This is a genomic window from Cellulomonas sp. JH27-2, assembly GCF_014837175.1.
Lineage (GTDB): Bacteria > Actinomycetota > Actinomycetes > Actinomycetales > Cellulomonadaceae > Cellulomonas.
Window position 1 is genome coordinate 869,649 of sequence record NZ_JACYFR010000002.1, and the last position, 20,716, is coordinate 890,364.

Sequence of the window (20,716 nt, forward strand, 5' to 3'; positions counted from 1 at the left end):
CAATATAGGCAACAGTGTTGTTGCCGAAATCAGTCCCTGCAAGCAAGGCGACCCTTCGCCGGGCCGTCCGTGTGGCATCTCACACGGGCCGCCCGCCGTGATCACGCGGTCCGGACCGCTGTCGGATGACGAGACGCAACTAGACTCACCGCTCGTGCCCGACTCCCCTGCGCTCGAGATCAGCGATCTCGTCAAGCGCTACGGCGACCGTGCCGTCGTCGACGGGCTGGACCTGGTGGCCCACGCGGGACAGGTGACCGCCGTCCTCGGCCCCAACGGAGCGGGCAAGACGACCACCATCGAGTGCTGCGAAGGCCTGCGCCAGGCGGACGAGGGCACGGTCCGGGTCCTCGGCCACGACCCGATCCTCGACGCGCACCACCTGCGTCCCCGGGTGGGCGTCATGCTCCAGGACGGTGGCCTGCCCACGGGCATCCGCGCCGCCGACATGCTCGCGCACGTGTCCCGCATGTACGCCCGGCCCCGCGACCTGGGCGAGCTCACGGAACGCCTGGGGCTGGGGTCGTTCGCCCGGACGACCGTGCGCCGGCTGTCCGGCGGCCAGCGGCAGCGCCTCGCGCTCGCCGCGGCGATCGTCGGGCACCCCGAGCTGGTGTTCCTCGACGAGCCGAGCGCGGGCATGGACCCGCAGTCGCGGCACGCCGTGTGGGAGCTCGTCCGCGAGCTGCGCGACGAGGGCGTCGCCGTGGTCCTCACCACGCACCTCATGGACGAGGCCGAGGACCTGGCCGACCACGTCGTCGTCGTCGACGAGGGCCGCGTCATCGCCCAGGGTTCGGTGCGCGACCTCGTGGCCGACGGCGACGACAGCACGCTGCGGCTCGACGCCGAGCCCGGGCTCGACGTGGACGGGCTCGCGGTCGCCCTCGGCGACGGGCTGAGCGTGCGGGAGAACGCGCCGGGCGCCTATGTCGTGATCGGTGCCGTCCAGCCGGCCACCGTCGCGGCGCTGGGGGCCTGGCTCGCGGCACGTGAGGTGCTGGCGACGCGCATCACCGTGGGGCGACGCACCCTCGAGGACGTCTTCCTCGACCTCACCGGACGGGACCTGCGATGACCACCCCCCTCGCCCCGCACGCCGGTGCCGCACCGGCCTGGCAGCGCTTCGTCGCGCAGACCGGCTTCGAGGCGCGCGCGATCCTGCGCAACGGCGAGCAGCTGATGGTCACGATCATCGTGCCCGTCCTTGTGCTCGTCGGACTGACGCAGGTGGACGTGCTGGACATCGACACCGACGGCCTGTCCCCCATCGACTTCTTCACGCCGGGCGTCCTCGCGCTGGCGGTCATGACCTCGTCGTTCACGTCGCAGGCGATCGCGTCGGCGTTCGACCGCCGCAACGGCGTGCTGCGCCTGCTGTCCACGACCCCGCTGGGGCGCGGCGGCCTGCTCGCGGGCAAGGTCGCGGGCGTCGTCGTCGTCGGCGCCGTGCAGGTCCTGGTGATCGGGCTCACCGCGATCGCACTGGGCTGGCGGCCCGACGCTCTCGGCGTGCTGCTCGCCGTCGTCGCGATGCTGCTCGGCACCGCGGCGTTCACGTCGCTCGCGCTGCTCGTCGCGGGGACGCTGCGCGCCGAGGCCGTGCTCGCCGTCGCCAACATCGCGCTGCTCCTGCTCGCGCTGGGCGGCGGCGTGATCGTGCCTGCCGACCGCCTGCCGGGGCCGATGGAGCACCTGGCGCTCCTGCTCCCGTCGGGTGCCCTCGGCGAGGCCATGCGCCAGGCGTTCCAGCACGGCACGCTGCCGGCCTGGTCGATCGTCGTGCTCGTCGGCTGGACGGCCGCGCTGGGCTGGGGTGCCGCGCGCTTGTTCCGCTGGCACTGACCCCGACCCTGGATAGGGTCGCAGGATGCCCATCAAGCTCGAGAACGTCGCCATCGCCGTGCGGGACCTGGAGGCGACGATCGCCTTCTTCACCGACCTCGGTCTGACGGTGATCGGCCGCGACGAGGTCAGCGGCGAGTGGACCGACACGGCCGTGGGCCTCGACGGCAACCACGCCAAGATCGCCATGCTGCAGACGCCTGACGGCCACGGCCGGCTCGAGCTCTTCGAGTACCTGCACCCCGAAGCGATCGAGACCGGGCCCACGCTGCCGAACGAGATCGGCATGCACCGTGTCGCGTTCTCCGTCGACGACATCGACGAAGCGCTCGCCGTCGCCGCCCGCCACGGCTGCTTCCCGCTGCGCGGCGTCGCGAACTACCAGGACGTCTACAAGCTCACCTACGTGCGCGGGCCGAGCGGCATCATCGTCATGCTCGCCCAGGACCTCACGGGCCGCTGAGCCCCGCCGAGCCCGGCTCAGCCGCCAGGCAGCCCCCCTCCGTGTGACGCGTCTCGCCCGCCGTCCGGACGGGCCGGCTGCACCCGGACCGTAGGCTGGGGACGTGCGTTCCGACTCCGTTCTCGACACCCTCGACCGGCTCCGCCCGCGGTTCGGCCGGCCTGTGGTCGTCGCCAACGTCGTCGCCCAGATCGGGATCGTCGTCACCGGCGGCGCCGTGCGCCTGACGGGCTCCGGGCTCGGCTGCTCCGACTGGCCGTACTGCGAGCCGGGGCACTTCACACCCGAGTTCCACTCCGCGATGTCGATCAACCCGCTGATCGAGTTCGGCAACCGCACCCTGACGGGGGTCCTGCTCGTCATCACCCTGCTCGTGGCAGCCCTCGTCGCCACCGACCGGACCCGCCCGCGCTCGTACCGGTGGCTCGCGACGGCGCCGCTGCTGCTGGTGCTCGCGCAGGCCGTGATCGGTGGCGTCATCGTGCTCGCACACCTCAACCCCGGCTTCGTCGCCGTCCACCTGCTCATCTCCATGACGCTCGTTGCTCTGTCGACGTGGCTGATGCTGCGCTTCCGCGAGGGCGACGAACCGTCGCGATCCCTGGTCGACGACGTCACACGGGCGTGGATCCGCGTGCTCGTCGGTCTCACGGCCGTGGTCCTCGTGCTCGGGGTGATCGTGACCGGCGCCGGTCCGCACTCGGGGGACGACGAGGTCGGCTACCGGTTCGCCGTCGACCCGTACCTCATGGCCAAGGTCCACGCGGCAGCGGTGTGGGCGTTCCTCGCGGTGCTCGCGGTCGTCGTCTGGCGCCTGCGCCGGGCGGGCGCGAGCGGGCGGCTGTGGCGCACGGCCGTGCTGCTCGTCGTCGTCACGCTGCTCCAGGGTGCGATCGGCTACGTCCAGCTGTTCACGGGCCTGCCGATCGCGCTCGTCAACCTGCACATGCTCGGCGCCGCGCTGCTGACCGCCGGCGTGGCCTCCTTCCTGTTCTCGACGCGGACGCGCGGCACGCTGGTCGCCGGAAGGCCCGCGGTCCAAGCCGTCGAGGCCCTCTGAATGCTCGCCCGGGGCACATTGTCCGTGACTGTGTCGGTGGTCACACCTAGTCTCACGGCATGGCTCCCAGCGAAACCGACGTGGCCGTCTCCGCCCGGGGACTGGTCAAGCGATACAAGGACGTCACGGCGCTCGACGGCGTCGACCTGACCGTCCCCACCGGGTCCGTCCTCGGACTCCTCGGCCCCAACGGGGCCGGCAAGACGACCATCGTCCGCATCCTCACGACCCTCCTGCGCCCCGACGAGGGCTCGGCCGAGGTCGCGGGCGTCGACGTGATCCGGCGCCCGCGCGAGGTGCGGAGACGCATCGGCCTGTCCGGTCAGTACGCGGCGGTCGACGAGTACCTGACGGGGTTCGAGAACCTCGACATGATCGGTCGGCTCTACCACCTGGGGGCCAAGCGGTCCCGGGAACGGGCACGCGAGCTGCTGGCGTCGTTCCGGCTGGAGGAAGCCGCCGACCGCCCGTCGCGCACCTACTCCGGCGGCATGCGGCGCCGGCTCGACCTCGCCGGCGCGCTGGTCGCGAATCCGCCCGTCATCTTCCTCGACGAGCCGACCACGGGCCTGGACCCGCGTGGGCGCGCGGACATGTGGGAGGTGATCCAGAACCTCGTCGCCGGCGGGACCACGCTGCTGCTCACGACGCAGTACCTCGAGGAGGCGGACCTGCTGGCCGACGAGATCGTGGTGATCGACCACGGCCGGATCATCGCGCAGGGCACGTCCGACCAGCTCAAGGCGCAGGTCGGGGGCGAGCGCCTGGAGCTGACTGTGCAGGACCCGGCGAGGCTCGACGAGGCACGCCGGCTGCTCGAGCCGCTGGGCGTCTCCCCCGCGACGCTCGACGAGCCACGACGCTCGCTGCTGATGCCCGTGAGCGGCGGGGCGAACGTGCTGACCGAGGCGCTGCGGCTTCTCGACGGCGCATCCCTGGCCCTCGACGACGTGGGGCTGCGCCGCCCCACCCTCGACGACGTGTTCCTCTCGCTCACGGGTCGCATGGCCGAGGACGACGAGGCCCCGACGGAAGGAGCCGCGTGATGGCCGCCCCCATCGTGATCGGCGACGCGTACGTCGTCGCCAAGCGCAACCTCATCAAGATCAAGCGCGTGCCGGACCTGCTGGTCTTCACGACGCTGTCGCCCATCATGTTCGTCCTGCTGTTCGCGTACGTGTTCGGCGGCGCGATCGACGTGCCGGGCGGTACCACCCCGCAGGCGTACCGCGAGTACCTCATGGCGGGGATCTTCGCCCAGACGGTGATCTTCGGCGCCACCATCACGGGCGCCGGTCTGGCGGAGGACATCAAGAAGGGCATCATCGACCGCTTCCGCTCGCTGCCGATGGCCCCGTCGGCGGTTCTCACCGGGCGCACGATGTCCGACGTCATCAACAACATCCTCGTGCTCGTCGTCATGGCGGTGACCGGGCTGCTCGTCGGCTGGGCCATCCACAGCTCGGTGGGCGAGGCGGCCGCGGGATTCCTGCTGCTGCTCGTGTTCGCCTACGCGATCTCGTGGGTCATGGCTTGGCTCGGGATGCTCGTGCCCAGCGTCGAGGTGTTCAACAACGCGACGTTCATCGTCATCTTCCCGATCACCTTCGTTGCGAACACGTTCGTGCCGCTCGAGAGCCTCCCCGGTCCGCTGCAGACGTTCGCCGAGTGGAACCCCGTCTCGGCCGTCACCCAGGCGTCCCGGGAGCTGTTCGGCAACATCCCGGACGGCGTCCCCGCGCCCGACTCGTGGCCGCTGCAGCACGCCGGCCTCTACACGCTCATCTGGGCGGTGGTGATCCTGGTGGTCTTCGTCCCGCTCGCCAACGCCCAGTACCGCCGGAGCACGAGTCGATGAGGGCCCGCCGGCACGCGCGGAACCGGCGACAAGAGGTGCCCCATGAGTGAGCAGGACGAGGACGACCCCCGCACCGAACCCGTCCGGGCGGTGCCGATCACAAGCCTGGGCGGCCCGACCGTGGAGCTCGGCAAGGCCTCCTCTCCATCGCCGCCCGCCGCTGGGCCTCCCACGACGCCGATCCCGCAGGTGACACCGTCGGTCCACCCGCAGCCCGCCCCCTCGCTACCGTCCTCTCAGCAGCCGGTCGCGCGGCTACCCGTCCCACAGCCGCCCGTTCCCCAGACGCCGGCGCCCTGGGCCACCGCCCAGGCGGGGTGGACGCCGCAGCCCGCCGTCGTCACCGACCAGCGCGTCGTCAGTGGCGCGGTCGTCGCCATCGCATGGGTGTGCGCGATCTTGTCGTTCGGCTACATGCTGCCGTGGGCCGTCGCCGCCAGCCGGGGCCGCTCGAACCAGGCGGCGATCGGCCTGGTGAACCTCTTCCTGGGCTGGTCGTTCATCGGTTGGGTCGTCAGCCTGGTGATGGCCTGCCAGGCGCACGCGGTCCGGATGGTCGCGCCGGTCAACGTCATGCTGGCGGCACAGGTCGTCGCGCAGCCCGGTACCGCGCCCGCCGGCTGGTACCCGTCACCGGCGGGGTACGGCCAGGAGTACTGGGACGGCCAGCGGTGGACCGGTCATCGCGCGCCGTGATCGAGCTGACATCGCTCAGGCGGGGCGCAGCGCCGTCCAGCCGCTCGCCCGGGCGGCCGCGGCGGCGAGGATGCCGGTGACCGCCGTCGGACTGTGGAAACGCCCCGCGAGCACCGCCTCGATCGCGTCGTCGAGCGGGATCCACGCGGGAACCATGGCCGCTTCCTCGTCGGTCCGCTCGAAACGGTCACCGTCCGGCACGGGTGACAGCTCGCGGGCCAGGAAGATCGTGATCCGTTCCGACGACCCTCCGGGCGTCGTGTAGAAGTCAACCAGGTGCCACCAGGCGCCGGCGACCAGGTCGGCCTCCTCGCCCAGCTCGCGCGCAGCCGCCTCGACGTGCGGTTCGCCCTCGACGTCCAGCAGCCCGGCCGGCGGCTCCCACAGCTCCGAGCGCACGGGGTGGCGGTACTGCTGGAGCAGCAGGACGCGGTCCTCGTCGTCGAGTGCGATCACGGCGACCGCCCCCGGATGATCGACCCACTCGCGCACCACGCGCGAGTCGCCCAGGTCCACCTCGTCGGAGACGAGATCCCAGACCCGTCCCTCGTGCAGCACGGTGTGCTGGACGACCGGACGCGGCGCCGTCCGGTCCTCGGTCACGGCGCCGGCGTCCGGGTCGGCGGTCATCAGGCGTCGTCGCCGCGCTGGGCGAGGGCCGCACCGATCAGACCCGCGAAGAGCGGGTGCGCCTTCGTCGGGCGCGACTTGAACTCCGGGTGCGCCTGCGTGGCCACGTAGTACGGGTGCACCTCGCGCGGGAGCTCGACGAACTCGACCAGCGAGCGGTCGGGAGAGACGCCCGAGATGACGAGCCCGGCGGCCTCCAGCTTGTCGCGGTAGGAGTTGCTGACCTCGTAGCGGTGGCGGTGCCGCTCGGTGACGCGCTCGGAGCCGTACGCCTCGGCGACCACGGACCCGGGGGTCAGCGCGGCCTCGTAGGAGCCCAGGCGCATGGTGCCGCCCAGGTCGCCCTCGCCGCCGACGATCGCGAGCTGCTCCTCCATCGTGGCGATGACGGGGTGCGCCGGGTCGGTGTCGAACTCCGACGAGGACGCACCCTCGAGCCCCAGCTCGGTGCGGGCGTACTCGATGACCATGCACTGCAGGCCCAAGCAGATGCCGAGCGTCGGGACCCGGTTCTCGCGCGCCCAGCGCAGCGCACCGAGCTTGCCCTCGATGCCGCGCACGCCGAACCCACCGGGCACGAGCACCGCGTCGACACCCTCGAGCGACGCGCTCGCACCCTCGGGCGTCTGGCAGTCGTCCGAGGTGACCCAGCGGATGACGACTTTGGTGTCGTGGTGGAAGCCGCCGGCGCGCAGCGCCTCGGTCACCGACAGGTACGCGTCGGGCAGGTCGATGTACTTGCCGACGAGCGCAACCTCGACGCGGTGCGCCGGCTGGTGCACGCGGTGCAGCAGGTCGTCCCAGCCGGACCAGTCGACGTCGCGGAACGGCAGACCGAGGCGCTGGACCACGTAGGCGTCGAGGCCCTCGGAGTGCAGCACGCGCGGGATGTCGTAGATGCTCGGCGCGTCCTTGGCGACGACGACGCCCTCGACGTCGACGTCGCAGAACAGCCCGATCTTGCGCTTGATGCTCTCGGGCACGTCGCGGTCGGCGCGCAGGACGATCGCGTCGGGCTGGATACCGATGCTGCGCAGGGCGGCGACCGAGTGCTGCGTCGGCTTCGTCTTCAGCTCGCCCGACGGGCCGATGTACGGCAGCAGCGAGATGTGCAGGAAGAAGCAGTTGTCGCGGCCGATGTCGTGGCGGACCTGGCGCGCGGCCTCGAGGAACGGCTGCGACTCGATGTCGCCGACCGTGCCGCCGATCTCGGTGATGATGACGTCGAAGTCCGCGTCAGCCTGCTGCCGCATCCGCGACTTGATCTCGTCGGTGATGTGCGGGATGACCTGGACCGTGTCACCCAGGTACTCGCCGCGGCGCTCCTTGGCGATGACCTGGGAGTACACCTGCCCGGTGGTGACGTTCGCGGAGCCGACCAGGTTCACGTCCAGGAAGCGCTCGTAGTGCCCGACGTCGAGGTCCGTCTCCGCCCCGTCGTCGGTCACGAAGACCTCGCCGTGCTGGAACGGGTTCATGGTGCCCGGGTCCACGTTCAGGTACGGGTCGAGCTTCTGCATCGTGACCCGCAGGCCACGGGAGCGAAGGAGTCGGCCGAGGCTGCTCGCCGTCAGGCCCTTGCCGAGAGACGAAGCAACGCCCCCGGTGACGAAGATGTGCCGGGTCGTGGAATCCGACCGCCCGGAGAGTCGATGCGCGCGCTCTGTCACGGGATTCCAACCTACCCGACGCGACCCCGGTTATCGAAGGGGCACGCGCGGTGAGTCCGGTCACTCAGGGCGTGCCGCCCGGGCTCGACGCGCTCCGGGTCCCCTGGGGAGCTCGACTACTCGGGGTCGTCGGGGAACGGCACTGTCGCCGGCCGCACGGGTTCCCGCTCGGCGTGCAGCACGCCCAGTGCTGTTCCGCGGTCGAACGCCGCGAACACGAGCGCACAGACGACGAGTGCCAGCAGCCCTGCGCCGGCGGCCGCGCCGAGGGCCGTTACGAGTCCGTCGCCGCCCAGGTCCTGGATGGTGTCCGCCATCCCCCGCCCGACGAGGGCCGCGACGACGCCGGAGGCCACGGTGACGACGGCCGTCCGCGTGAGCCCTGCGAGCGCGTCGGAGCCCGCCGCCCGTACCAGCGCCACCGCCGCGACGACCCCACCGACCGTCATCCCGAGCGTGCTCGCCGCCCCGATCGAGACGACCGTCCTCCCGTCGGGCCAGTCGAGCGCGGCCAGGGCGACGACGCCCGCGGACATGACGCCCCAGCCGGTCACGTTGGCGACGATCGCGGCGCGCCCGCGCTCCAGCGCGTACAGCGAGCGCGACGCGTGGAACAGCAGCGCGAACCCGACGACCCCCGGCACCATCCACGTCAGCGCGTCCGCCAGCTGGGCGCCCACGGGGCCGTCCTGGCCCTCCCGCGCGATGGCGTGGAAGACCGATGCGATCGGCACCGCCGCGGCGATCACCGCGGCTCCGCCGACCCCGGCAGCAGCCACGACGCCGCGTGTCACCGCGCTCGACGTGCGCGCAAAGCCCACCGTGTCACCGGCCGCGGCGCGGGCCGCCAACCGCGGGAACGTCGAGGTGGCGAGAGGGACGACGAGCACTGCGTACGGGAGCAGGTAGACCTGCTGCGCATAGAAGTACACGGGCACCGTGCTGTCGCGGACGAGCGCGTCCGTCCCCGACCGGTTGGCGACCGCGAGCACGACGAGCGTCGTGAGCTGCTGGGCGGCGACCGACCCGACGCCCGCCAGCGCGAGCGCACGGAAGCGCACACCCACACCGACCGGGAACTGCAGGCTCGGCCGGATCCGGACACCCAGGCGGTGGACGGGCACGAGCATGGGCAGGCACATCGCGGCGACGCCCAACGTCGTCCCCCAGGCCAGGACCCCGATGGCGCCGTTGGCGACCTGCGTGGGGTCCGAACGCTCACCGCCGGCGAGCGCACCGTAGACCAGGTAGGCCGCGATGGTCACCAGAGAGGCCATCACGGGCGCGAACGCCGGCCAGAAGAACCGTTTGTGCGCCTGGAGGACGGCGTAGAGCAGCACCGCGAGCCCGTACATGGGGACCTGCACGGCGAAGACGAGCACGAAGTACCGGATCAGGTCCGCCTTGGGCGCGTCACCGTGCGCCAGGTACGTGCCGATCGGCGACGCCAGCAGCGCGAGCAGCCCCGCCAGGGGCACGAGCACCAGCAGAGTCCAGCCCACCGCCGCCGAGACGATCCGGTCGACGTCGCCACGCAGGTCGCGTGCGATCGGACCCGCCAGCACCGGGACCAGCGCACCTGCGAGCGCACCACCCGCGGCGATCTCGAACAGCACGTTGGGCAGCATGTTCGCCGAGGTGTAGGCACCGGCGATCATGTCGGCGCCGACCCCGTACAGCTGGGCCAGGCTCCGGCCGAAGCCCAGGAAGCGGCTCAGGACGGTGACCGCCGCGATCATGGCGGCCGCGCCCGCGAGGCCTCCCGCCGCGCGCCGAGCGGCCGGGCTCACGACGCCGGGTCGCCCAGGTCCGGGACGTGGACGGGGCGGCGGCCCCACGCGTCGAGCTCGCGCAGCACGGGTGTGGACGCGATGACCTTCGTGAAGCTGATGCGCTCGCTCGCGACCGTCAGCGCAGCCACACCGGCCAGCGCCGCGAACCGCACCGGGCGGGGCGCGCTCAGCACGAGGGCGGTGCCGAGGGCGGCGCCGAGCGCGTTGGCCCCACCGTCGCCCAGCATGTCCGTCTCTGCGAGGTCCTGGTCGAGTGCCGCGTACCCGGCGCCGACGATTCCCGCGGCCGCTCCCGCACCCGCGCCGGGCGCCGCCGCCAGGGGGGCCGCCACCAGGGCCGCGGCCTTCAGCGCGCGTCCGGGCCGCAGGTCGAGAAGGTTGACCAGGTTGGCGCTGAGGGCGATCAGGGCGCCGGAGGTGCCGACGTCGACGAGGTGGCCCACGCCGCTCGTCCCCGGCTTGCGGCGGGTCGCGAGCGCCGCGGCCACGAGCGACCCGGCACCGATGCCGAGAACCTTCAGCCCGCCGGTGGTCACCTCGCCGCGGGCGAGCGCACCCAGGTGCCCGCGCAGCCCCTTGCGGCGCGCGGTGGTGTCCTCGGCCAGGTCGTCCACGATGCCGAACGCCGACCCGGACGCGGTCGCGACGAGCAGGGCCGCCGCGCCGCGGGTGTCCGGTGCACCCATCGCGACCCCGGCGAGCAGGCCCGCTGCGATGGCCGGACCCTCGAGCATGCTGACGGGCTCCCCGCGGTGGTTGGTCCGCGTCCAGCGCGCCTGCCCCCCCGGCGCCTGCTGGTCGAGGAAACCGCGCGCGGCCGACGTCACCGTGCTGCCCAGCACCATGGCCGTCACGCGGCGGCGCCAGCCGACACTCATCCCGCCGAGCCCTTGGACGTGGCTCCGCCGGACGGCTGCGCCGCGACCGGAGTCCGGTCCACCGGCGGAAGCTGGACGGCGGGCGGGATCGTGGTCTCGTCGTCGCCGAACCCGTAGTGGCCGTTGGTGCCGGCGATGCGGGCTGCGAGCGCGAGCGGGACGTTGAGCTGCCCGGCCACCTCCTGCGCGTCCGAGACGGTCGTCAGTGCCGCGCTCAGGTCGTCGTCGGCGAGGATCGTGTCGGTCAGGCTGCCCTCGGCCCGCGCACCGTCGGCCAGCACCGCGCCCGTCGAGTACTCCTGCGCCGCGCTGATCACCGAGAGCTCGGGCGCCAGGTCCTCGGCGCTCGGCGGTGCCGTCGGCGAGGCCACGGTCTCGGAGCCCGCCTCGTCGGCCGAGACGACGACGACCGCATCGGCCGCGACGGTCACCGGGTCGGCCAGCGTCACGAGCGGGCTGTCCCCGGTCGTCAGGATCTCCAGCAGGTAGGACGCGTCCTGGCTGAGCTTGTCCGGCGCGGCCTTGTCGGCTCCCGTCAGCCCCTGGACGAGGGCCGCGGCCAGCTCGGTCTCGAGGTCGGCGCCCTGTGCGGGCGCGGGCGCCAAGAACTGGGTGAGGTTGCCGACGAGCGCCTGGCGGAAGCTGCGCTGGTCCGGGTCGGACCACGCATCCGTGAGCGTCGCGTATCCGGTGATGCTGGCCCCGGCCTGCTTGAAGTGCTCGGCCAGACCCTTGCGCTCGGCACCCTTGAGGTCGCCCAGCTCGATCACGACGACGCGACGGTCGGTCAGCGAGCCGGCGAGCAGCTGGGGCGAGGCAGCCTCGACGTAGGACTGCGTGTCGGAGAGGTCGGAGTTGGCGTCGTCGAGCTGCGAGCGCAGCGTGTCCTTCTCCGTGCGGAGCTGCTGGACCTGCCCCGTGAGGGTGTCCCCGATCGTCTCCTTGAGCGGGCCGGCGCCCAGCGCGATGCCCACGGCGAGCGCGAGGAACACCGAGATCAGGGAGACGACGTGGTAGCGGAAGTCGATCACAGGGCGTTCTCTCCGTCGAAGATGAGGCAGGCAAGGGGGCGACGACGAGCCGTCGGGCGGACGTCCGCGGTCATCAGCTGCCCCCGAAGAGCGAGCCGACCCACGACGTGAAGTCGTCGAAGCGGGCGCCGATGAGCTCGTAGAGCGTCTGCCCGGCAGCGGTCGAGGCCAGCGCGACGCCGAGCGCGAGGAGACCCGCGAGGACCAGCAGCGTCAGCTGGAGGTTGGAGATGCGGTGGCGGTAGAGCCGCGAGACACCCTTCGCGTCGACGAGCTTGCTGCCCACGCGCAGGCGGGTCAGGAACGTGCTCGCCATGCCGGAACGCCCCTTGTCGAGGAACTCGACCAGCGTGGCGTGCGTCCCGACGGCGACGATGAGCTCGGCGCCCTTGTCGTCGGCCAGCAGCATGGCGACGTCCTCGCTCGTGCCCGTCGCCGGGAAGACGACGTGTGGGACGCCCAGCTGCTCCACGCGCGCCAGCCCCGGCGCGCGACCGTCCCGGTAGGCGTGCACGACGATCTCGGCACCGCAGCTCAGCGCGCGGTCCGAGACCGAGTCCATGTCGCCGACGACGAGGTCGGGCCGCCAGCCGGCGTCCAGGATCGCGTCCGCTCCCCCGTCCACGCCGATGAGCACCGGCCGGTACTCGCGGATGTACGGCCGCAGCGTGACCAGGTCTTCCTTGTAGTGGTACCCCCGGACGACGATGAGCACCTGGCGCCCGTCGATCACCGTGCTGATGTCGGGTACGCCCACGCCGTCGAGCAGCAGGTCCCGCTCCCGGCGCAGGTAGTCCATCGTGTTGGCGGCGAACGACTCGAGCTGCACCGAGAGCCCGGCGCGCGCCTCCTCCATCGCGAGCGCGACGGTGGACGACGTCTGGACGACACCCTCGGCGACGAGGTCGTCGCCGTCGTACACGCTGCCGTCGACGACCCGCAGGTGGTGCCCCTCGGCGATGGCCATGACGTCCGGACCGAGGTCGTCGACCAGCGGGATCCCGGCGCCGACCAGGATCTCGGGACCCAGGTTGGGGTACCGCCCCGAGGTGGAGCGTGCGGCGTTGAGGACGGCGACGGGCTGGCACGCGACGAGCGCCTCGGCCGACACGCGGTCGAGGTCCTCGTGGTCGATGACGGCGACGTCACCTGCCTTGAGGCGCTTCGTCAGCCCCTTGGTCCGGGGGTCGACTCGAGCCACACCGGCGACGACGCCGGGCTCAGGCAGGGCGGAGCGCTTGCGCAGACTGGATCTCATCGTGCGTCATCGTCCCACGAACGACTGCTCCAGGAGCTCTGCGGCGTGCGTCCGCGCGGCGTCGGAGTCGGCCTGACCCGACAGCATGCGGGCGAGCTCGCGCACGCGGTCCTCGCCCGTGACCGACCTCACGTCCGAGTCCGTGACGACATCGACGCCGGCCGCCTGTGACTTGGTCACCACCAGGTGGTGGTCCGCGAACGCCGCGACCTGGGCCAGGTGCGTGACGACGAGCACCTGCGACTGCCGGGCGAGCATGGCCAGCCGGCGCCCGACCTCGACCGCGGCCTTGCCGCCGACGCCCGCGTCGACCTCGTCGAACACGAAGGTGCCGGGTCGGGACGCGCCGCTGTCCGGTGAGGTCGCGAGCGCCACCTCGAGCGCGAGCATGACGCGCGAGAGCTCGCCGCCGGAGGCGCCCTTGCCCAGCGGGCGGGCGGGAGCGCCGGCGTGGGGCACCAGCAGCATCTCGACCTGGTCGGCGCCGTGCGGGCCCAGTGCCTGCGCGGGTTCGACCTGCACGCGCAGGTCGGCACCCGACATCGCGAGCCCCGCGAGCTCGGCCGTCACGGCGTTCGCGAGCTGCTGGGCACCCGCGCGACGGGAGGCGGTCACCCGTCCTGCGAGCTCGCCGAGCGTCGTGTCGAGCTCGTCGCGGCGGGCGCGCAGCTGCTCGATCCGCTCGTCTCCACCGTCCAGCTCGAGGAGGCGCCGCCCGGCCGTGTCGGCCCACGCGAGCACCTCGTCGACGTCCGACCCGTAGCTGCGGGTCAGCGTCGCGAGCTCCGCCCGGCGCTGGTGCACGACGTCGAGCCGCCGCGGGTCCGCGGCAAGATCCTCGACGTACGACGACAGCTCGGCAGCCACGTCGGCCAGCAGGTAGCCGGCCTCGCCAGCCCGCGTCGCCAACGCACCGAGCGCGGTGTCGTGCGCGCCAGCGTGCTCCAGCGTACGACGCGCCTGCTCGACGAGGTCGACGGCGCTGACGACGTCGACGGCAGCGCCGTCCGGATCGCCGGCGAGCGCGACGTGCGCCCCGGTCGCGGCCACGCGCAGGTCCTCGGCGTGCGCGAGCCGCTCCGCCTCTGCGGTCAGCTCGTGGTCCTCCCCCGGCTGAGGGTCGACGCGCTCGACCTCGGCGAGCCCCAGGCGCAGCAGCTCGGCCTCGCGGCTCCGGTCGCGCGCACGCTCGACGAGGTCGTCGAGCTCGTCCTGGACGCGGGTGCGCTCGGCCCACGCCGCCCGCAGGTCGGCGAGCGTCTGCGTGTGCTCCGCCCCGACGAACGCGTCGAGCGCCTCGCGCTGGTGCGCGGGCGAGCGCAGCCGGGCCTGGTCGCTCTGGCCGTGCACGGTGACCAGGTGCTCCGCGATCTCGCCGAGCACCGCCTGCGGCACGGACCGGCCGCCCACGTACGCGCGCGAGCGTCCCGCGCCTCCCTCGGTGCCCACGGTGATCGTGCGGACGAGGACGAGCGAGCCGTCGTCGTCCACCTCGGCCCCTGCCTCGTCGGCCCGCGTCAGTGCGTCGCCGCCGGCGGGGAGCAGGACACGCCCCTCGACGGACGCGCCGGCGGCACCGGTCCGCACCGTCGCGGCGTCCGCCTTGCCCCCGAGCAGCAGGTTGAGGGCGGTCAGCACCATCGTCTTGCCGGCGCCCGTCTCACCGGTGAGCACCGTGAGTCCCGGGCTGAGCTCGACGTGCGCGCGCCCGATCACGCCCAGGTCGGCGATGCGGATCTCCTCGATCACGACGCGCCACCGCCCGCGACGCGACGACCCTCGCCGTTCGTCTGCGCGGGGCGTCCGCGCCAGCCCGCGACGGGCAGGTCGAACTTGTTCACCAGGCGCGTCGTGAACGGCGCCGGCGTCAGCCGGGCGAGCCGGACCGGCTGGTCTCCTCGCGTCACCTCGACCCGCGATCCCGCGGGCACCTCGAGCCGGCGGCGGCCGTCGCACGTGATGAGCCCCTGAGCGGGCGACCGGTCGAGCACCTCGACGGCCAGGCGGCTGCGCGGCCCGACGACGAGAGGACGCGCGAACAGCGCGTGCGCGGCGAGCGGCACCAGGATCATACCGTCGACGTCGGGCCACACGACGGGCCCGCCGGCGGAGAACGCGTGAGCGGTCGACCCGGTGGCGGTCGCGGCGACCACGCCGTCGCACCCGAACGACGACAGCGGGTGCCCGTCCACACCGACGGCGACCTCGAGGATCCGCGACCGGTCAGCCTTCTCCAGTGCCACCTCGTTGAGTGCCCACCCCGTCTGGACAGAGCCGTCGGCACCGACCACCCGTACCTCGAGCGTCCCGCGCTCCTCGACGGTGAAGTCGCCCGTGGTGAGCCGGCGCACGGCGTCACCGACATCGTCCCGCTCGGCCTCCGCGAGGAACCCGACGTGACCCAGGTTGATGCCGAGCAGGGGCACGCTCGTGCCGCGCGTCAGCTCGGCGGCGCGCAGGATGGTCCCGTCGCCCCCCAGCACGACCGCGAGGTCGAACTCGGGCAGGTCGGCGGACTCGGTGTCCTCGCCCGCGTGCACCGGCTCGATGCCGGCGGCGGCGAGCTCGCGCACCACCTCCTCGAGCGCGCTGACGGCGACCTCACGCCCGCTGTGCGTGACGACCAGTGCTCGACGCGTCATGCGTCCTCCTCACGCTCGCCGGCGACGACCGCGCGGACGCGGGCCTCCAGCTCGTCGACCCCGGGCGCACCACGGCGCAGCCACAGGAAGTACTCCACGTTCCCGCTGGGCCCGGGCAACGGGCTGCGGACCACGTCCACCACGCCGAGCCCGAGGCCGCTCGCCGCGGCTGCGACCTCCAGGACGGCCCGCGCACGCAGCGCCGGATCGCGCACGACCCCGCCCGACCCGAGCCGCTCGCGCCCCACCTCGAACTGCGGCTTCACCATGACCAGGAGGTCCGCGTCCGAAGCTGCGACACCGGCCAGCGCGGGAAGCACCAGCGCCAGGGAGATGAACGACAGGTCGGCGACCACCAGCGACGGCTCGGGTTCGACCGACGCAGCGTCGAGCTCGCGCACGTTGACGCCCTCACGGACCTCGACCCGAGGGTCGTCGCGCAGGCGGTCGATGATCTGTCCGTGCCCGACGTCGACGGCAACCACCCGACGCGCCCCACGCCGCAGCAGCACGTCCGTGAACCCGCCGGTGCTCGCACCCGCGTCGAGGCAGTCCCGACCGTCGACGACGATCCCCGTCGCGTCGAGCGCGCCGACGAGCTTGTGGGCGCCGCGCGACGCATAACCGGGGTCGTCGTCGCGGTCCACCGTGAGCGCTGCCGCAGGTCCGACCTGCGTCGCAGGCCGTCGCGTCACAGCTCCGTCGACGCGTACCCGCCCGGCCGACGCGAGGGTCGTCGCCTCGCCCCTCGACCTGGCCAGCCCACGCCGCACGAGCGCGACGTCCAGCCTGACGGTCAGGTCGTCGTCCATCGGGGCGCTCCTTCCGGTGCGGTCACGGGTGCGGGTGCGGTCGGGAGTGCGCTCACGAGTGCGGTCGTGGGTGTGCTGCCCGGCCGACGGTCGGATCGGGACGGGCCCGTCGGGCGCCGATGCGGCACGGCACCGCACCGCCGACGCAGTCAGGGCGGTCACGCCTCGGCGGAGGCGAGCCGGTCCTGGAGCGCACCGTGGACGGCGTCGAACGCCGCGACGTGCGCGCGCAGCGGTTGCTCGGCGATGCCGTCGAGACTGCGCAGCGCCTCGTCGACGCCGTCGTCGCCCGTGGGGACCACCTCGATCGCCTCGCTCACCGTTCCTCCTCGCTGTCCGGACCCGCGCCCACGCTACCCGGCGCGACCGACACGAGCGCGAGACATCCCCAGGGTGTGGGCGTCCGGTCAGGAGCGGGCGAGCTCCGGGACGGTGCCGGGGTCGAGGTCGTCGCCCGCGTCGACCGCGGCCCACGCGGCGGCGCACGCGGCCCGGACCAGGTCGATCGCGTCCGCGTCGCCGCGCCCGAGCTCGAGCGCACCATCGGTGACGCGGGCGGACGCCTCGCGGCACACCCACCAGCCGTCGTCCGAGCGTCCCGGCGCCGGGTGCGGCTCGAGGAGCGCGCGCAGATCGGCCCCGATGAAGTGCGGACGCTCACCGGGGACCGCCAGGATGTCGTCGCGCGCCGAGCTCACCCCGGTCAGGACGTGCAGCCCGTCGTACCCCCCAGAGCGCGCCCCCGCCAGATCCGTGTCGAGCCGGTCGCCGATCACGAGGACCTGCCGCGCACCGACACGCTCGACGGCCATGTCGTACATCGTGGACGAGGGCTTGCCCGCACTGTCCGGCACGACGCCGGTGGCGGCACGGACCGCGCCGACGAGCGACCCGTTCCCCGGTGCGAAACCGCGCGCGGTGGGCAGGCTCAGGTCCAGGTTGGACGCGACGTGCCACGCCCCGCGCTCGATCGCGTAGGCGGCTTCAGCGAGCTGGGCCCACCCGACCTCGGGCGCAAAACCCTGCGCGACCGCCTCGGGCTCGTCGTCGGCCGAGTCGACGACCTGGTACCCGGCTTCTCGCACGGCCGTGACCAGGCCGGCGCCGCCGACGACCAGCACGCGCGACCCCTCCGGGAGCCGCGTGCGCAGCAGCTGCGCGGCGGCCTGGGCGGCCGTCATGACCTCGTCGGCTCGCGTCGCGATCCCCAGCTCCGTGAGCTGGGCGGCCACGGACTCGGGCTCGCGCGACGCGTTGTTGGTCACGAAGACCAGGCGCATCCCGTTGCCCCGCGCCGACGTCAGCCCGTCCGCGGCGTGGTCGATCGGCTCGTGCCCCTTGTACGCGACACCATCGAGGTCGACGAGGGCCAGGTCGTAGTGCTCGGCGAGCGGTGTGCTCGACCCGATCAGCCCCGCGCTCATGCGCGCTCCTCGTCGCCGGCACCCTCGGCACCGTCACCGTCACCGTCACTGGCAGCTGCTGACGCGGACGCGTCGGCGGCCCCCGCGACGTCCGCCTCGACACCGTCCGTCGAACCGGGCAGCACCTCGTCGACGCCGCCCTCGACCTCGTCGCCGGCCTCGTCGCCGGACTCGTCGCCGGACTCGTCCTCGACGAGGTCGTACACCACGACGTCGTCCTCGTCGTCGGCGACACCGCCGTCCGCCTCCGCGAGCTGCGCAGCGCTGTAGGGGGCCAGCTCGGCAGCAGCCTCCTCGGTCCGACCGGCTGCCTCGAACGCGGCGGACCGCGCCTGCGCGACACGCGCGGCCGCGACGCCCTTGGCGCCCCGTACCGCCGGGGTCGCCAGCGTCGCGAGCGCGGCATCGAACTCGCCGAGGTCGACGCGCGCACCGCTGACGACGATCGCCAGCTCGAGCCGACCGGCCGCGTCCAGCGTCTCCGCCTCCGGCTCCTGGGACAGCGCGATGGCACGCTCGGGTCGCCCGAGCCCACGCTCGCAGTCGGCCATGATCGGCAGGTGCTCCGACGAGCCGTTCAACCGCCGTACCGTGCGCAGCTCGCGCAGCGCCTCGGCGAAACGACCCGTCCGGTACGCGGCGAGGCCGGCGGCCTCGCGCACGACGTCGACACGACCGGCACGCTGGACCGCGGCCTGGGCGTGCTCGTAGGCGAGCTCGGGGTCCTCGTCGAGCAGGCGGCCCACCATCACGAGGTGGCGACCGACGCGCTCCGCGTTGTCCTTGCTCAGGGTGCGCAGGGGCGCACGCGCGCCCCGGTCGAGATCGCTGAACGTGACGTCGTCCGGGATGAACGGACCGGGCCGCCGCTGGTCCTGCGGCGGACGCGAGTCGCGCTCGCCCCGCCCAGCGTCACGATCGCTCGACGGACGTCCACCGACGGCGCGAGGACCGCGCTCGAAGTCGCCACGGCTCCCGCCACGACCACCGTCACCCCGCTCGTAGCCGCCCCGATCGGGACCACGGCCGACGTCGCTGCGCGCTGCGCCACCGTGTCGACCGGCACGAGAGTCCGGCGCGGACGAGCTGCGCTCCGGGCGGTCCTGCGGGCCCCGACGCTCCCCCGCGATCGGCCGACGATCGCTCGACGACGGCCGCGACGGACCCCTCTCCTCGTATCTGCGCCCGTCGCGCTGACCGTAGCCGGGCCGCCCACCGCGGTCGTCGCGGGGCAGCTCGGACGCTTCGCCACGCGGACGATCGCCGGGCACGTAGCGTCCGCCGGAGGACGGACGCGAGTTGCGCTGCCCGTTCACGGGACGCCCTTCGCGTCCTCGATCATCACGGACCCGGTCCCCGTAAGACGGGCGAGCGCGATCATCTCGGTCCCGGTCGCCGTAAGACGGGCGCGCGCGCTCATCTCGGTCGCGGTCGCCATAGGCAGCGCGGCCGCTCGTGGAGCCCGAACCGTCCCGCTGACCGTAGGGCTGCCGACCCCCGCGGTCGTCCCGCGAGCGGTCGCCGGAAGGACGCCGGTCACGCTGTCCGCCGCGATCGCCGGCGCCTGAGCGGTCGCCGTAGGACGAACGCTGGCCCGAACCGGGCCGCTCACCGGAAGAAGAACGCTCACCCGAACGAGGCCGGTCACCATATGACGAGCGCTGCCCGGGCGGTCGTTCCTGATAGGACGAACGCTCACCCGAGCCAAACCGCTCGCCAGAGGACGAACGCTGGCCCGAACCCGGGCGGTCACCATACGACGAACGCTGGCCCGAACCCGGGCGGTCACCATACGACGAACGCGAACCCGAACCCGACCGCTCTCCATAGGACGAACGCGAGCTCGACCCACCGCGCGCCTCGGACGACTGACGGCCGCCGCCGGCGCCGGAACCCGCACCGCGCCCCTCGGACCCGCCGCGACCGTCCCGCGCGCGATCACCGTAGGACGCACCCGAACCCTGGCGCCCACGATCGCCGTACGACGGACGCCCGCCGCGGTCGTCACGCGAACGGCCAGCCGCATCGCCACGACCGCCCTGGTCACCGCGATCCGAACCGCGGGAGCCGTAGCTCGAAGAACCGCGCGACGCGCCGCCGGCGCGACCACCGTAGGACGACCCTGCGCCGCCAGCCGACCTTCCGCCGTCCCGGCGGTCGTCGCTGGACCTGTTCTTGTCGTCCGGGAACCGTCCCGACCGGTGATCGCTGTTCATCTGTGTACTCTCCTCGCACGATTCAGCAGCCATCATCCCACCCGGCGGCTCCGCTCGGATACTCGACAGCCTGTCAGTGACCACACCCACACCGGCGCGGGAACGCGCGCCATCACCGGGAGCGCGCCGCCGGCCCTGATCGGTACCCCACAACGACCCCGGTGCGGAGTGGCTCACCACCTGAGGCGGCACGCGACTGCGAACGCGCCCAGCACGCAGCACCGGCCAAACTCGCGGAACACAGCGAGACGCGACGCGGACCGGTACCGGGCGCCGCACGGTCCTGATGAGCCGCGTCGGCGCCTCAGGACAATCCCGGGAAACAGAAAGAGCCACCCCCGTAGGGGTGGCTCTTTCTGAATGATGTCCGGCGGCGTCCTACTCTCCCACACCCTGGCGAGTGCAGTACCATCGGCGCTGAGGGGCTTAGCTTCCGGGTT

The 20,716-nt window shown here is 73.1% G+C and carries 20 protein-coding genes; 7 read left to right on the forward strand and 13 right to left on the reverse strand.

Going from position 1 to position 20,716, the window contains the following annotated elements; all coding sequences use genetic code 11:
* The first annotated feature begins 154 nt into the window (after positions 1-154).
* From IC607_RS08995 to IC607_RS17390, 7 genes are all read left to right on the forward strand, one after another.
* The gene (locus IC607_RS08995) at positions 155-1,078 is read left to right on the forward strand and encodes an ABC transporter ATP-binding protein (RefSeq protein ID WP_191786985.1); all 924 of its coding nucleotides are present in this window, start codon (positions 155-157) and stop codon (positions 1,076-1,078) included.
* On the forward strand, positions 1,075-1,845 hold the full coding sequence (locus tag IC607_RS09000; protein ID WP_191786986.1) for an ABC transporter permease: 771 nt from the start codon (positions 1,075-1,077) through the stop codon (positions 1,843-1,845). The genes IC607_RS08995 and IC607_RS09000 overlap by 4 nt, the downstream gene beginning before the upstream one ends.
* Positions 1,846-1,870: 25 nt before the next feature.
* Entirely contained in the window at positions 1,871-2,308 is a 438-nt protein-coding gene (locus tag IC607_RS09005) for a VOC family protein (RefSeq protein WP_191786987.1), read from the forward strand.
* 103 nt (positions 2,309-2,411) lie between these two features.
* Positions 2,412-3,368, forward strand: a complete 957-nt coding sequence (locus tag IC607_RS09010; protein WP_191786988.1) for a COX15/CtaA family protein — start codon at positions 2,412-2,414, stop codon at positions 3,366-3,368.
* A 59-nt stretch (positions 3,369-3,427) separates the two neighbouring features.
* Positions 3,428-4,414 carry an ATP-binding cassette domain-containing protein gene (locus tag IC607_RS09015; protein ID WP_191786989.1) on the forward strand — a complete coding sequence of 329 codons (987 nt, stop codon included), beginning with the start codon at positions 3,428-3,430 and terminating at the stop codon, positions 4,412-4,414.
* Entirely contained in the window at positions 4,414-5,226 is an 813-nt protein-coding gene (locus IC607_RS09020; protein WP_191786990.1) for an ABC transporter permease, read from the forward strand. The genes IC607_RS09015 and IC607_RS09020 overlap by 1 nt, the downstream gene beginning before the upstream one ends.
* 42 nt (positions 5,227-5,268) lie before the next feature.
* Positions 5,269-5,922 carry a superinfection immunity protein gene (locus IC607_RS17390; protein ID WP_225224581.1) on the forward strand — a complete coding sequence of 218 codons (654 nt, stop codon included), beginning with the start codon at positions 5,269-5,271 and terminating at the stop codon, positions 5,920-5,922.
* Between the two features lie 15 nt (positions 5,923-5,937).
* On the opposite strand, the gene IC607_RS09030 is transcribed toward IC607_RS17390, so the two are convergent.
* From IC607_RS09030 to IC607_RS17640, 13 genes are all read right to left on the reverse strand, one after another.
* A complete protein-coding gene (locus IC607_RS09030; protein ID WP_191786991.1) occupies positions 5,938-6,552 on the reverse strand; it encodes an NUDIX hydrolase in 615 nt (204 codons plus the stop codon).
* Positions 6,552-8,222 (reverse strand): CTP synthase, encoded by a 1,671-nt coding sequence (locus IC607_RS09035; RefSeq protein ID WP_191786992.1) that lies wholly within the window; start codon positions 8,220-8,222, stop codon positions 6,552-6,554. The genes IC607_RS09030 and IC607_RS09035 overlap by 1 nt, the downstream gene beginning before the upstream one ends.
* A gap of 116 nt (positions 8,223-8,338) precedes the next feature.
* Positions 8,339-10,012, reverse strand: coding sequence for a lipid II flippase MurJ (gene murJ, locus IC607_RS09040; RefSeq protein ID WP_191786993.1), 1,674 nt, complete (start codon positions 10,010-10,012; stop codon positions 8,339-8,341).
* Positions 10,009-10,893, reverse strand: a complete 885-nt coding sequence (locus IC607_RS09045) for a hypothetical protein (RefSeq protein ID WP_191786994.1) — start codon at positions 10,891-10,893, stop codon at positions 10,009-10,011. The genes murJ and IC607_RS09045 overlap by 4 nt, the downstream gene beginning before the upstream one ends.
* Complete coding sequence (locus IC607_RS09050; RefSeq protein WP_191786995.1) at positions 10,890-11,924, reverse strand: copper transporter; 1,035 nt, start codon at positions 11,922-11,924, stop codon at positions 10,890-10,892. The genes IC607_RS09045 and IC607_RS09050 overlap by 4 nt, the downstream gene beginning before the upstream one ends.
* A gap of 73 nt (positions 11,925-11,997) precedes the next feature.
* A complete protein-coding gene (gene steA, locus IC607_RS09055; protein ID WP_191786996.1) occupies positions 11,998-13,182 on the reverse strand; it encodes a putative cytokinetic ring protein SteA in 1,185 nt (394 codons plus the stop codon).
* Between the two features lie 6 nt (positions 13,183-13,188).
* A complete protein-coding gene (gene recN / locus IC607_RS09060; protein WP_191786997.1) occupies positions 13,189-14,931 on the reverse strand; it encodes a DNA repair protein RecN in 1,743 nt (580 codons plus the stop codon).
* On the reverse strand, positions 14,928-15,824 hold the full coding sequence (locus IC607_RS09065; RefSeq protein WP_191786998.1) for an NAD kinase: 897 nt from the start codon (positions 15,822-15,824) through the stop codon (positions 14,928-14,930). Before IC607_RS09065 ends, recN begins: the two co-directional genes overlap by 4 nt.
* Positions 15,821-16,636 (reverse strand): TlyA family RNA methyltransferase, encoded by an 816-nt coding sequence (locus IC607_RS09070; RefSeq protein WP_191786999.1) that lies wholly within the window; start codon positions 16,634-16,636, stop codon positions 15,821-15,823. The genes IC607_RS09065 and IC607_RS09070 overlap by 4 nt, the downstream gene beginning before the upstream one ends.
* Positions 16,637-16,794: 158 nt before the next feature.
* Positions 16,795-16,956, reverse strand: coding sequence for a hypothetical protein (locus tag IC607_RS09075; RefSeq protein WP_191787000.1), 162 nt, complete (start codon positions 16,954-16,956; stop codon positions 16,795-16,797).
* 87 nt (positions 16,957-17,043) lie between these two features.
* Positions 17,044-18,060 (reverse strand): HAD-IIA family hydrolase, encoded by a 1,017-nt coding sequence (locus IC607_RS09080; protein WP_191787001.1) that lies wholly within the window; start codon positions 18,058-18,060, stop codon positions 17,044-17,046.
* Positions 18,057-18,809 carry a hypothetical protein gene (locus IC607_RS09085; protein WP_225224582.1) on the reverse strand — a complete coding sequence of 251 codons (753 nt, stop codon included), beginning with the start codon at positions 18,807-18,809 and terminating at the stop codon, positions 18,057-18,059. Before IC607_RS09085 ends, IC607_RS09080 begins: the two co-directional genes overlap by 4 nt.
* 563 nt (positions 18,810-19,372) lie before the next feature.
* The gene (locus IC607_RS17640; RefSeq protein WP_255502285.1) at positions 19,373-19,498 is read right to left on the reverse strand and encodes a hypothetical protein; all 126 of its coding nucleotides are present in this window, start codon (positions 19,496-19,498) and stop codon (positions 19,373-19,375) included.
* Positions 19,499-20,716 lie beyond the last annotated feature (1,218 nt).